This window comes from Trinickia sp. (assembly GCF_057351765.1).
Genome location: NZ_JBMRBK010000003.1, coordinates 43,353 through 56,930 on the forward strand (window position 1 = coordinate 43,353; position 13,578 = coordinate 56,930).

A 13,578-nucleotide genomic window follows, 5' to 3' on the forward strand; every position below is an offset into this window, starting at 1 on the left:
CCGGTACGCGCCGGGCCGTCCCCAAACTTCTGTGTCATTTCAGACATTGCGGGTGCTCCTCGATTCCATGTACATGAGCGGCACGAGCACGGCCACGACCGTTGCGAGCATCATCATCGACGACGCGGCGCCGACACCGAGCTGTCCGCGGTTGAACGAGAACGTGTACATGAAGATGGCGGGCAGCGACGACGAAGTGCCCGGGCCACCCGCGGTCAATGCAACCACGAGGTCGAACGTCTTGATGGCGATATGGCACAGAATCAGCAGTACCGAAAAGAACACCGGACGCATGCTCGGAATCACGATCTTGCGATAGATCGTGGGCAGCGAAGCACCATCGACCTGTGCGGCTTTGAAGATCTCGGCGTCGACACCGCGCAAGCCGGCCAGAAAGAGTGCCATGACGAACCCGGTCGATTGCCAGACGGCGGCGATCACGATGCAAAAGATCGCCTTGTCCGGATCCCCGATCCAGTTGAACGAGAAGCTGGCGAACCCCCAGTCGTGCATGACTTTTTCGAGGCCCAGGCCCGGATTGAGAATCCACTGCCAGGCTGTACCGGTCACGATGAACGAGAGCGCCATCGGATAAAGGAAGATCGCGCGCAGCGCGCCTTCGTTGCGAATCTTCTGATCGAGCAGGATCGCGAGAAAGAGACCGAGCCCCACGCAAATGCCGATGAACGGAATGCCGAACCAGCCGAGATTCTTGGCCGAGGTCCACCAGACATCGTTATTGAAGAGCTCCGTATAGCGGTCGAGACCCGCGAACGTGTAATTGGGCATCAGTCGCGACTTCGAAAGCGACAGATAGCCGGTAACAGCGATGAAACCGTAAATGAAAACGAGGCTGATGACGATACTGGGCGCCAGAACGAGCTTGGGGATCCAGCGATCGGCCACCGCCGAAAACGACGATGAACGACGATACGTGTGTGCCATCTTGTTGCCTTTGTCGCTAAGAGAGGCAGCCACTACTCGACTCCTAATCTTGCCTGCCGGCGCGCGCCCTGCTTTGCGCCGCAACGCGGCGACCGGCGTAGGTGATGCTGAGAGCGGCGCGTCGAACGAGACGCGCCGCGCTTGGGCACTGCCTTCGCTTACTTCGTCTTCGCGGCGTTCGCGAGCGCCTTCACGGCATCGGCCGACGATTGCTGCGAGTTCATGAACTTCGTCACGACGTCCGTGATGGCACCGGCAACGGCGTCGGGCTGCGCCATACCGTGCGCGAGCGACGGCACATAGCCGCCCGACTTGATCGCCGTTTGCTCATCCGCGTACGACTTCTTCGCGCAATCGTCGAACTTGGTCATCGACACGCCGAGACGCACCGGGATCGAACCTTTGTAGAGGCTGAACTGCTCCTGGAACGCGGGGCTCATGATCGTCTTGGCCATTGCAAGTTGCCCCGGCGTCGCCGCCTTCTGGCCTTTTTGCTGGAAGAAGACGAACGAATCGACGTTGAACGTATAGGCCTTGTCGGTGCCCGGCACGGGTGCGCAGACATAGTCGACGCCCGACTTCTTGTTCGCGTTGGCGAACTCGCCCTTGGCCCAGTCGCCCATGAACTGCATGCCGGCCTTGTTGTTGATCACCATCGCCGTGGCGAGGTTCCAGTCACGGCCCGTGCGACCCGAATCGAAGTAGCCCTGGATCTTACGCACCGTATCGAAAACCTTCACCATCTGCGGCGAAGTCAGCGTGGCCTGATCGAGATCGACGAGCGCCTTCTTGTAGAAGGGAGCGCCTTGCGACAGCACGACATCTTCCCAAAGCGTGAGGTCCTGCCACGGCTGGCCACCCATCGCGATCGGCATGATGCCGTTCGCCTTCATTTTGTCGGCAACGGTGAAGAACTCATCCCAGGTCGTCGGCACTTTGCCGCCCGCCTTGTCGAGCGCGGCCTTGTTGATATAGAGCCAGTTCACGCGGTGCACCGAGAACGGCGCGGCGACGTAGTGGCCCTTGTACTGCATGATCTTGTCGATTTCCGGCGGCAGGTTCTTCTTCCAGTTCTCGTCCTTCGCGACCGAATCGATGTTCACGAGCACGTCCTGATCGGCCCACTCCTGAATCAACGGCCCCTTGATCTGCGCGGCCGAAGGGGCATTGCCCGAGATGACCTGCGTCTTGAGCGCCGTCATTGCGGCCGCACCCGCGCCGCCGGCGACCGCGAAGTCCTTCCAGGTGTAACCCTGCTTCGTCATGTCGTCCTTCAGCACGCCGACGGCTTTCGATTCGCCACCCGACGTCCACCAGTGCAGCACTTCGACGGACTCCGCCGCTTGCGCCGAAACAGCGCCCATCAGCCCCGTGGCGGCGAGCGCTGCCATGATCGCGCGAACTTTCATTCTTTATCTCCTCCGGACACCTGAACAAGATACGATTGCTCCCCGTTTCTTAGCGATGGGGAACGGTGGTTGGTCAAACAGAACAACACTGGACAGGCCGGACCTGGCGCCATTCGATACGGCTGAACACACGCCCGGCCGGAAGACGCTTCAGGAATTGGATGATTCGGAACTCAACGACTTGTCTCCTGTTTTGATTCGACCCGGCCCGACACGCATCGCGCGCTCGGACTCGGGGAGGCGGAACGGATTGCCGCTTGACGCTAAGATGCAACGCGCGGCGCATACCCGAGCGCGCCGACGTGCCAGCGCGCTTCGCAGCCGATTCGCGCCCGAAACACCGCGCCGCCCGCGGGGGCGACGCATGCTTTTTGCATCGAATCGACGTTACCTCTTGATTTGGATTGTAGTTAAACTACAATTCAGTGTCAAAAAAATTTTTATCGCGCTACAACCGGGTCCCGGCCGCCGGCTTCGCCGCGCGGTCGATCCGATGGAGAATGTGCGAGAGGCAACCTGGAGACAGATCCACCTCAGATACGACGCTAGTTCGACCCAAGCCCCAATCCGACGCAACCTGCACCTGGTCCGCGCGCTCAGCAACCCTTGACCTTCGGCTCACGACTCATGCAAATCGACTCAGGCTTTAACTTCGTTCTCTTCGGCGGGACCGGCGACCTGTCGATGCGAAAGATTCTCCCGGCGCTGTACGAAGCCCACCGTGCGGGCATGCTGTCCGACAACGGCAGGATCGTGGCCGTGGCGCGCCACGCGGCGGATCGCGACGGCTACATCGAATGGATCAATTCGAACGTCAAGTCGCACGTCTCGAAGGCGGGCGTCGACGATGCCGTCTGGCGGAGCTTTCTCGAACGCATCGCCTACGTAAAGCTCGATCTCGGCAAGGCCGAGGATTTCGTCGTGCTGCGCGATGCGCTCGATGGGCATCCGGGGATTCGGGTCTTCTATCTGGCAACCGGTCCGTCGCTGTTCGTGCCGATCTGCCGCGCGCTGGCTTCCGTCGGCCTGAACGAGAACGCGCGGATCGTGCTCGAAAAACCGCTCGGCTACGATCTGCGCTCGTCGAACGCGATCAACGACGCCGTCGGCGAAATCTTCACGGAAGAGCAGATCTACCGGATCGATCACTACCTCGGCAAGGAGCCGGTGCAGAACCTGCTCGCGCTGCGGTTCGGCAACGCCCTGTTCGAACCGTTGTGGCGCCGCGAGTGGGTCGAAAGCATTCAGATCACCATTGCCGAGGAGCTCGGGGTCGAAGGCCGCGGCGACTTCTACGACAACACGGGTGCGCTGCGCGACATGGTGCAGAACCATTTGTTGCAGCTGCTATCAATCGTCGCCATGGAGCCGCCGCATTCGATGGACTCCGATTCGGTGCGTGACGAGAAGCTGCGCGTATTGCGCGCGCTCAAGCCCATCGATACGCGCGACATCTCCAAGGTCGCCGTGCGGGGGCAATATCATGCCGGCGTCATCAAAGGGGCCTCGGTGCCCGCTTATGCGACCGAACACGGTGTGAAGCCGCAGAGCGCGACCGAAACCTTCGTCGCATTGAAAGTCGAGATCGAGAACTGGCGCTGGTCCGGCGTGCCGTTCTTCCTGCGCACGGGCAAGCGGCTCGCGGATCGTATCGCGGAGATCGTCGTCAACTTCCGCCCGGTGCCGCACTCGGCGCTCGGCGCGCCGGCGCTGCGCCCGGGCGCCAATCGCCTCGTGATCCGCCTGCAGCCGAACGAATCGATCAGGCTCTACTGCCTCGCCAAGCAGCCCGGCGAAGGCATGAATCTCGCGAGCGTGCACCTGGATCTCGCCTTCGATCAGTTCTTCAAGGAAGGACAGATGGAGGCGTACCAGCGGCTCCTGCTCGATGTCATCAACGGCCGGCTCGCGCTGTTCGTGCGGCGCGACGAGCAGGAAGCCGCCTGGCGCTGGGTCGAGCCCATTCTCAACGAATGGGCGGTATCGAACAAGCCGCCGAAGCCGTATGCGTCGGGCACCTGGGGGCCGGCCGCCGCCAGCGCGATGCTCGCGCAGCACGACACCTGCTGGCTCGAGGAAGAAAACTAAGGCACGGGTCGCATGCCGGGACGGGGCGCTGCGTACCGCGGCGCCCCGTCGAACGAACCCATTGGGGAATACAAAAAGCTGCTCAGGAGGAGAAGTGATCGAGCTTCACGCTTTTGACGATCCGCGCGCCCAGGCCGGCGCGCTGGCGAGAGCGGTCGGCGATGCGCTCAACGCATCGTGCGCCGCATCCGGCGGCGCGTCGCGCACGACGCTCGCGGTATCCGGTGGTACGAGCCCGCGTCCGTTTCTGCTCGCATTGGCGAAAGAGCCGGTCGACTGGAGGCGCATCGATCTGACGCTCGTCGACGACCGTTGGGTGCCCGAAACCGATCCGGCCAGCAACGCGAGACTCGTGCGCGAGACACTGCTGCGAGACGGTGCGGGCGATGCGCGTTTTTTGCCGCTCGTCGATACGGCCGTCACGCTCGAAGCAAACGTTGCCGCGCTCAACGCCGATGCGCAGCGCGCGTTGCCAAGCGTTGCCGTGCTCGGCATGGGTGAAGACGGGCATAGTGCGTCGCTCTTTGCCGACGCTCCCGAGTGGGCCCGGATCACGTCCCCCGATGCGCCACACTTCGTCGCCGTCCATCCGAAGGCAGCGCCCCACGCGCGCGTGAGCTTGTCGCTCGCCGCACTCAAGCAAATCGAGCGGCTCTATCTGCTGATCTCCGGCACGCCCAAACTCGACGTGCTCAAGGCAGCCGCATCCACCGCCCAGGAAAACGCCATCTCGAAGCTGGCAAACGACAAGGGAGTCAGACTCGATGTCTACTGGTGTGCAAACTAAAGTAATCGCCATTCCGGGCGCCCGTCAGCACGCCGACGGCCCGAGGCTGCTCGCCGATATCGGCGGCACCAACGCGCGCTTCGCGCTCGAAATCGGCCCCGGCGAGATTTCGCAGATTCGCGTCTATCCCTGCGCCGAGTATCCGAGCGTCGAAGAGGTGCTCAAGCAGTATCTGAAGGACACGAAAGTCGGCCACGTCAATCATGCGGCAATCGCGATCGCGAATCCCGTCGATGGCGATCAGGTCAGCATGACCAACCACAACTGGACGTTCTCGATCGAAGCCACGCGTCGCGCGCTCGGCTTCGATACGCTGCTCGTCGTCAATGACTTCACCGCGCTCGCGATGGCGCTGCCGGGCCTCACGGACGCGCAGCGCGTGCAGATCGGCGGCGGCGCGCGCCGCCAGAACAGCGTGATCGGCCTGCTGGGCCCCGGAACGGGCCTTGGCGTATCGGGCCTCATTCCCGCCGACGACCGCTGGATTGCCCTCGGCAGCGAAGGCGGTCATGCGAGCTTCGCGCCGTCCGACGAGCGCGAGGACATCGTGCTGCACTATGCGCGCAAGAAGTGGTCGCACGTGTCGTTCGAACGCGTCGCGGCAGGCCCGGGCATCGAATTGATCTACCGGGCGCTGGCGGCACGCGACAAAAAGCGCGTCGGCGCCACGCTCGATCCCGCGGAGGTCGTCAGCCGCGCGCTCGAAGGCGATCCGCTCGCGGCTGAATCGGTCGACTGCTTTTGCGGCATTCTCGGCACGTTCGCCGGCAATATCGCCGTGACACTCGGCGCGCTCGGCGGCATCTACATCGGCGGCGGCGTCGTGCTGAAGCTGGGCGAGTTCTTCGCGCGCTCGCGGTTCAGAGAGCGCTTCGAGGCGAAGGGCCGCTTCGAGCCTTATTTGGCCAACGTGCCCACCTACGTCATCACGGCCGAGTATCCGGCGTTCCTGGGCGTGTCGGCCATTCTCGCGGAGCAGCTCTCGAACCGCACGGGCGGCGGCTCCTCGGCTGTGTTCGAGCGCATTCGTCAGATGCGCGATGCGCTGACGCCGGCCGAGCGGCGCGTGGCCGATCTCGCCTTGAATCATCCGCGCTCGATCATCAGCGATCCGATCGTCGATATCGCGCGCAAGGCCGACGTGAGCCAGCCGACGGTGATCCGCTTTTGCCGTTCGCTGGGCTGCCAGGGCCTGTCCGATTTCAAGCTCAAGCTCGCCACGGGGCTGACCGGAACCATTCCGGTCAGCCACAGCCAGGTCCATCTGGGCGACACGGCGACCGATTTCGGCGCGAAAGTGCTCGACAACACCGTCTCGGCGATCCTGCAGTTGCGCGAGCACCTGAACTTCGAGCATGTCGAGCGGGCGATCGATATGCTCAACAGCGCACGGCGCATCGAGTTCTACGGACTGGGCAATTCGAACATCGTCGCGCAGGACGCGCATTACAAGTTCTTCCGGTTCGGCATTCCGACCATCGCCTACGGCGATCTCTATATGCAGGCCGCCTCCGCTGCCCTGCTCGGCAAAGGCGACGTCATCGTGGCGGTATCGAAGTCGGGCCGGGCGCCCGAGCTGCTGCGCGTGCTGGACGTCGCCATGCAGGCGGGCGCGCAGGTGATCGCCATCACCTCGAGCAACACACCGCTGGCCAAGCGGGCTACCGTGGCGCTGGAAACGGATCACATCGAGATGCGCGAATCGCAGCTTTCGATGATCTCGCGCATTCTGCATCTGGTGATGATCGACATTCTCGCCGTGGGCGTGGCGATCCGGCGCGCGGTGCCGAGCCCGGAAGTGACCGAGGCCGTTGCCAAGGCTCGCGCGAGCCGCACCGAAGATGCGGCGGCCGTGCTCGACTGGCTCAGCCATGGGGCGGCATCCTCCGCTACGGATTGACCTCGAGCTTGGCGAAAACCCTCATCGGAGGGGCGTCTCCACGCTGCTACACTCAATCGGCCGGGGACTGTTGCGATTCGCCGGCTTTATTCCAAGAGCCCGTTCCGGTCCGCCGGCCCGGGCTTTTTTTTGGGGCGAGCCGGCCTGCCGCCCTCACCCAGCCCCCCGTTTCGGTGCACGAGCCGCCCGCGGTCGCCCCAATATTGGGCAAAGCGGCCGTTTCTTCGTCTGTTTTTCCCCACGCAAGCGCAACAATTCTGACACACGATATGTGGCGGGGCGGCAACGCTGTCGTGCATATTTAAGCAACCGCTTTCACCGAAACGCACAGCCGGCGCGGCTCTCGAAGAGGCTCTTCGCGAAATACACCGTTTCAAAAACTGCAACGACGGGAAGCAACTAGTGTTTCCACTAATAAGGGGCTGATTTCGACATGCCTAGTATCCGGACGACTACCTGGACCCGCGGCGGGGATCCAGCGTGTTCAAAAGATGCGCTAGTCCGCTGCACTCACCACCCCGGGTGCTCAATTTGCAGTTCAACGTCTCGGAGACCGTTTAATGAAAAAATCGCTTATCGCCCTCGCAGTGACGAGCGCCGTGGCAGCACCGGCGTTCGCGCAAAACAGTGTCACCCTTTACGGCATCATCGATCTCGGTATCAGCTACGTTAACAACACTAGCGGTCATTCGCAGTGGCAAGAGCAAAGCGGCATCTTGCAAGGTAGCCGCTTTGGCATGAAGGGCGCTGAGGACCTGGGCGGCGGCACCAAGGCCATCTTCCAATTGGAAAACGGCTTCAACGCGGCCAACGGCAAGCTGGCTCAGCATAGCCGCATGTTCGGTCGCCAGGCCTACGTCGGTCTGACGAACGACTCGTTCGGTACCCTGACCCTCGGCCGTCAATACGACCCGGTGGTCGACATGGTTCAGTCGACGACGTTCAACGGCCAGTGGGGCGCGTTCTTCTCGCACCCGGCCGATATCGACAACACCGATAACGGCTTCCGTATCAACAACGCAGTGAAGTACGTCTCGCCGAAGTTTGCGGGCCTGCAAGCCGAAGCCATGTACGCATTCGGCGGCGTTGCCGGCCAGTTCGGTCAAAACAGCACGATCGGCGGCGCATTGAGCTACTCGGCCGGTCCTCTGTATGTCGGCGCGGGTTACTTCTACGCGCGCAACCCCGGCGTGCAGTTTGACGACGGCAACTTCAACGCGAACCAGGCACCGGGCGCCGTCAATCCGACGACGGGCATCTGGGGTCTCGTCGGTCTGCCCCGCAACATGCAGGTTGCCAGCCTCGGCGCGAGCTACACGATGGGACCGGCGCTCTTCGGCGCCAACTTCTCGGACGTGCGGTTCGACGACGCGAACGGCGTGGTCGGCAACAAAGTGCGATTCGACAGCGCTGAACTGTGGGGCCAGTACAGCCTGACGCCGGCCACGACGCTCGGCGCGGGCTACACGTTCACGTTCGGTAAGGTCGATGCAACGGGCCAGAAGCCGAAGTACGGTCAGCTCAACCTGGTTGCCGACTATCGTCTGTCGAAGCGCACCGACGTCTATGCAATGGGCGTCTACCAGCACGCGATGAGCGGCGGTGTGACGGCTGACATCTACGCGGCAGAGTTCTCCGGCGCCAGCACGACGAAGAACCAGGTCGCAGCACGCGTCGGTATCCGTCACAAGTTCTAAACCAACAAGTAACAACCCGCGCGCCGGCAAAGCTTCGGCTTTGCCGGACGACAGCGGGATCGGCAGTACACTCGAAAGGCGCCGCGTTGTCGGCGCCTTTTTTTATCGCGGTTGTCTCGCGTGCGACCTTCAGCGTGGCATGGCCGTACCGCGCGCCGGCAGGCCGTGCCAGCGGATCACCATCGTTCGCCCGGCGAAACAGAGCGCCCCGGTCCCGGCGATCGTGATGCCCATGCCGGTGGGCGTGCCGTTTTGCAGCACACCGACGACGAAGCTCGCGAGCGCGCCGAGCACGAGCTGCCCGGCACCGAAAACCGCGGCCGCGGCGCCCGCGTTGCGCGGATAGCGGTGCATGAGATCGGTCGTGCAATTCGCGGTCAGCACACCTACGACGCCCACCACGAAGAACAGCCCCGCGACGATGGACCAGAGGCCGCCCCACCCCGTCAGGCAAGCGAGCGCCACGAACAACGAGGCCCCGCAGCTCACGAACGACGCACCCGCGACGAGCCGCAGCGAGCCCAACCGGCTGATCAACCGCGCGTTGAGATAGTTGCCGAGCATGATGCCGACGATATTGAGGCCGAAGAAGAACCCGTAGTGTTGCGGCGTCACATGGAAATAATCGATGTACACGAACGGCGTTGCCGTGATGTACGCGAACATCGACGCGAACGCCATGCCGCCGCACAACAAGTGGCCGAGCGCGACCGGATCGACGAGAAGCCGCCCGTAGATGGCAAACGAATGCCAAAGTACCGCGCCGGCACGCTTGTCGGCCGGCCACGATTCGCGCACCCGCATGAAGGCGAGCGCCGACGCGAGGGCACCGAAGAGCGCCAGCACGACGAAGATCGCACGCCAGCCGCCGACGAGCAGCAACTGCCCGCCGATGAGTGGCGCCAGCAGCGGGCCTACCCCCGTCACGATCGCGATCATCGAGAGCACGCGCGCCGCATCGTGCGGCGCATGGACGTCACGCGCGATCGCGCGCGCCATCACGGAGGCCGCGCCGGCCCCCAGCGCCTGGACGAAACGCATGCCGACGAGCAGATCGATCGACCCCGCACTCGCGCAGGCAATACTCGCGACGAGAAAAAGAGCGAGGCCGCCGAGCAAAATTGGACGCCGGCCGAAACGGTCGGACAGCGGGCCATAGACCAGCATGCCGATCGCGAAGCCGAGCATGAAGCTCGTCAGCGTGTTTTGAGCGGCCGAATCGGCGACCCCGAACGCGCGTGCGATCGAAGGCAGGCTCGGCAGGTACATGTCGACCGCGATCGGGCCGCAGGCCGCGAGCGCGCCCAGGAGCACGATGAGGCGTAGATCAGGCTGGCGTTGGTCGGTTTCGGTCATCGAATGGAGTGCCTCATAAAGACGGCAGGCGCTACGCGGCGGCTGCAAGCGGCGAGCCAGGCAACCGGGCGCGAAGCGCACGGCGCGTAAAGCGCAGATTCTACGCAAAGCGATCGGCAAACGCCCGGGCGGCGCCGCTCCGGTACAATTCCACGCATCGTAGGGCCGTTTTTTGCCATGGCGCCCGATTGAACGGGTGGCGCCCCGGCCCGATCCTTCATTGCAGCTGCCCTCACTCCATGCCTAGCAATCAAGCTCTGTTCGAACGCGCTCAGCGCGTCATCCCCGGCGGCGTCAATTCGCCCGTGCGGGCCTTCCGCTCGGTCGGCGGCACGCCGCGCTTCATCGCACGTGCGCAGGGCCCCTACTTCTGGGACGCCGAGGGGACCCGTTACATCGACTACATCGGTTCCTGGGGACCGATGATCCTGGGCCATGTCCATCCCGAAGTCCTCGAAGCCGTTCAGCGTGTGCTGGCCGACGGCTTCTCGTTCGGCGCGCCGACCGAAGCCGAGATCGAGATCGCCGAGGAAATCCGCAAGCTCGTCCCCTCGATGGAGCAGTTGCGGTTCGTCTCGAGCGGCACCGAAGCGACGATGAGTGCGCTGCGCCTGGCGCGCGGATTCACGGATCGCAGCCGCATCGTCAAATTCGAAGGTTGCTATCACGGGCACGCGGACAGCTTGCTCGTCAAGGCCGGCTCGGGTCTGCTCACGTTCGGCAACCCGACTTCGGCCGGCGTGCCGCCCGATATCGCCAAACATACGACGGTGCTCGAATACAACAACAGCGAGGCGCTCGAAGCGGCGTTCGCCGCATTCGGCCGCGAGATTGCGGCCGTGATCGTCGAGCCCGTGGCCGGCAACATGAACCTCGTGCGCGGCAATCCGGCCTTCTTGCAGACGCTGCGGCGGCTTTGCACGGAATACGGTGCCGTGCTGATTTTCGACGAGGTGATGTGCGGTTTTCGTGTCGCACTGGGGGGCGCGCAAGCGCTTTATGGCATCGAGCCGGATCTCACCTGCCTCGGCAAGGTCATCGGCGGCGGCATGCCCGCGGCAGCATTCGGCGGTCGGCGCGACATCATGGCGCACCTCGCCCCTGAAGGATCGGTCTATCAGGCCGGCACGCTATCGGGCAATCCTATCGCCGTCGCGGCGGGCATGAAGACGCTGCAACTGATCCAGGCGCCGGGGTTTTACGAACGGCTCTCGGCGAAGACTGCGCGCCTGGCCAACGGGCTGTCGGCGGCGGCGCGTGCGGCCGGAGTAGCCTTCAGCGCCGATGCGCTCGGCGGCATGTTCGGCATTTACTTCACCGCGCAGGTTCCGGCCAGCTTCGCCGATGTCTCGCGCAGCGACATCGCCGCCTTCAACGCGTTCTTTCATCGCATGCTCGACGCGGGCGTCCATTTCGCGCCATCCGCGTACGAAGCCGGGTTCGTGTCAAGTGCGCACGACGATGCCGTCATCGATGCCACGCTCGATGCCGCACGCGGTGCGTTTGCCGCGCTTGCGGCGTAACGCCGCTCGCCGACGAGCACCCGACGATGTTTTCCGACGCGGACTTCGCCCACATGCAGCGCGCGCTCGCGCTGGCTGCGCGGGGGCTTTACACGACGACGCCCAACCCGCGGGTCGGCTGCGTGCTCGTCAAGCACGGGCTGGCCATCGGCGAAGGCTTTACACAGCCTGCCGGCCAGGACCACGCCGAGGTGCAGGCGCTCAAGGACGCGCGCCGGCGCGGCAACGATCCGCATGGCGCGACGGCCTATGTGACGCTGGAACCTTGCAGCCATTTCGGTCGCACGCCGCCGTGCGCTCATTCGCTGATCGAGGCGCGCGTGGCGCGTGTGATCGCGGCGATGGAAGATCCGAACCCGCAGGTCTCGGGCCGCGGTCTCACGATGCTGCGCGACGCTGGGATCGACGTTCGTTGCGGGTTGCTGGCCCATGAAGCGCAGGAGCTGAACATCGGCTTCGTTTCGCGCATGACGCGCAAACGGCCGTGGGTGCGCATGAAAATCGCGGCCTCGCTCGATGGGCGAACGGCGCTGCCCTCCGGCGAGAGTCAGTGGATCACCGGGCCCGCCGCCCGTGCCGACGGACATACCTGGCGCGCGCGCGCCTGCGCGATCCTGACCGGCGTCGGTACCGTGCGCGAGGACAATCCGCACTTGACGGTACGCGCGATCGAGACGCCGCGCCAGCCGCTGCGTGTGCTCATCGACAGCCGGCTCGACGCGCCGCTCGATGCGCATATCTTCGAAGGGGCGCCGCCACTTGTTTTCTGCGCGGGCCTGGACGGGGACAATGCAGCACGAGCGGAGGCGCTCGCGGAGCGGGGCGTGGAAGTCGTCGCGCTCGAGAATGCACACGGCAAGGTCGATCTGGCGGGCATGCTCAAGGAACTCGGCCGGCGCGGCATCAACGAGTTGCACGTCGAGGCCGGACATAAGCTCAACGGCTCGCTGCTGCGCGAAGGATGTGTCGACGAGTTGCTCGTCTATCTTGCACCGAGCCTGCTCGGCGCCGATTCTGCGGGCATGTTTGCGCTTGCCGCTCCCGCGACGCTCGATGCGCGTACGCGGCTCGCGTTCCGCAGCGTCGAGCGGGTCGGCGACGATCTGCGCGTGCTGGCGCGCATTGTACCGGCCGAGCCGGTTTCGCCGGCGCCTGCTCCGACACCCTCTTCATTCTGATTACGAGGCACAGACACGATGTTCACGGGAATCGTCGCGGCAGTGGGCCGCATCGAGACAGTAGCGCCGCTCGGCACTGAGGCAAACGCCGGGGTGCGCTTGACGGTGCGCGCGGGCGCGCTCGATCTGACGGACGTCGCCATCGGCGACAGCATTGCGATCCAGGGTGCCTGTATGACGGTCGTCGCCAAGACCGGCGAAACATTCGACGTCGATGTCTCGCGCGAAAGCCTCAATTGCACCGTGGGGCTTGGCGAGTCCGGCGAGGTCAACCTTGAAAAGGCCCTCACGGCGCATGAGCGGCTGGGCGGGCATATCGTCTCGGGACATGTCGATGGGCTCGGTACCGTCACGCGCTTCGCACCCGTGGGCGAGTCGCACGAGTTGCGCGTGCTGGCGCCGCGCGAGATCGGCCGCTATCTCGCGTATAAGGGTTCGGTGACCGTCAACGGTGTGAGCCTGACGGTCAATAGCGTTGTCGATCGGGACGACGGTTGCGAGTTTTCGATCAACCTCATTCCGCATACCGTCGAAGTCACCACGCTCAGGCATCTGTCGGCGGGTAGCCGGGTCAATCTGGAGGTTGATTTGATTGCGCGGTATGTGGAGCGGATGTTGTCGGCGGTGCCCGTGGGACGCCCGTAACTCGCTAAACCAGCGGGAATTTCGAGTTCGATCGAACGACTGTTAGCGTC

Annotated in this window: 10 protein-coding genes; 7 read left to right on the forward strand and 3 right to left on the reverse strand. The window is 64.0% G+C overall.

The window, feature by feature from the left end; translation table 11 throughout:
* Positions 1-39: 39 nt before the first annotated feature.
* Entirely contained in the window at positions 40-978 is a 939-nt protein-coding gene (locus ACO1XS_RS00225) for a carbohydrate ABC transporter permease (protein WP_414720176.1), read from the reverse strand.
* Between the two features lie 125 nt (positions 979-1,103).
* Entirely contained in the window at positions 1,104-2,354 is a 1,251-nt protein-coding gene (locus tag ACO1XS_RS00230) for an ABC transporter substrate-binding protein (RefSeq protein WP_331567544.1), read from the reverse strand.
* A 627-nt stretch (positions 2,355-2,981) separates the two neighbouring features.
* Between ACO1XS_RS00230 and zwf the strand changes: the two genes are divergently transcribed.
* The 4 genes from zwf to ACO1XS_RS00250 all read left to right on the forward strand — a co-directional run bounded on the left by zwf (position 2,982) and on the right by ACO1XS_RS00250 (position 8,826).
* On the forward strand, positions 2,982-4,442 hold the full coding sequence (gene zwf, locus ACO1XS_RS00235) for a glucose-6-phosphate dehydrogenase (protein ID WP_331567546.1): 1,461 nt from the start codon (positions 2,982-2,984) through the stop codon (positions 4,440-4,442).
* Between the two features lie 94 nt (positions 4,443-4,536).
* Positions 4,537-5,229, forward strand: a complete 693-nt coding sequence (gene pgl / locus ACO1XS_RS00240; RefSeq protein WP_331567548.1) for a 6-phosphogluconolactonase — start codon at positions 4,537-4,539, stop codon at positions 5,227-5,229.
* Positions 5,207-7,129, forward strand: coding sequence for a bifunctional transcriptional regulator/glucokinase (locus ACO1XS_RS00245; RefSeq protein WP_331567550.1), 1,923 nt, complete (start codon positions 5,207-5,209; stop codon positions 7,127-7,129). The genes pgl and ACO1XS_RS00245 overlap by 23 nt, the downstream gene beginning before the upstream one ends.
* 560 nt (positions 7,130-7,689) lie before the next feature.
* On the forward strand, positions 7,690-8,826 hold the full coding sequence (locus tag ACO1XS_RS00250) for a porin (protein ID WP_440559338.1): 1,137 nt from the start codon (positions 7,690-7,692) through the stop codon (positions 8,824-8,826).
* Positions 8,827-8,955: 129 nt separating this feature from the next.
* Here ACO1XS_RS00250 and ACO1XS_RS00255 read toward each other — a convergent pair whose 3' ends face one another.
* Entirely contained in the window at positions 8,956-10,182 is a 1,227-nt protein-coding gene (locus ACO1XS_RS00255) for a Bcr/CflA family multidrug efflux MFS transporter (RefSeq protein WP_486389786.1), read from the reverse strand.
* Positions 10,183-10,421: 239 nt separating this feature from the next.
* Here ACO1XS_RS00255 and hemL point away from each other — a divergent pair, with 239 nt between their 5' ends.
* The 3 genes from hemL to ACO1XS_RS00270 are packed head-to-tail and all read left to right on the forward strand — an operon-like array spanning position 10,422 to position 13,528.
* The gene (gene hemL / locus ACO1XS_RS00260) at positions 10,422-11,705 is read left to right on the forward strand and encodes a glutamate-1-semialdehyde 2,1-aminomutase (RefSeq protein ID WP_440559336.1); all 1,284 of its coding nucleotides are present in this window, start codon (positions 10,422-10,424) and stop codon (positions 11,703-11,705) included.
* Positions 11,706-11,731: 26 nt separating this feature from the next.
* A complete protein-coding gene (gene ribD / locus ACO1XS_RS00265) occupies positions 11,732-12,883 on the forward strand; it encodes a bifunctional diaminohydroxyphosphoribosylaminopyrimidine deaminase/5-amino-6-(5-phosphoribosylamino)uracil reductase RibD (RefSeq protein ID WP_331567558.1) in 1,152 nt (383 codons plus the stop codon).
* A gap of 18 nt (positions 12,884-12,901) precedes the next feature.
* Positions 12,902-13,528, forward strand: coding sequence for a riboflavin synthase (locus ACO1XS_RS00270; RefSeq protein ID WP_331567560.1), 627 nt, complete (start codon positions 12,902-12,904; stop codon positions 13,526-13,528).
* Positions 13,529-13,578: the final 50 nt, after the last annotated feature.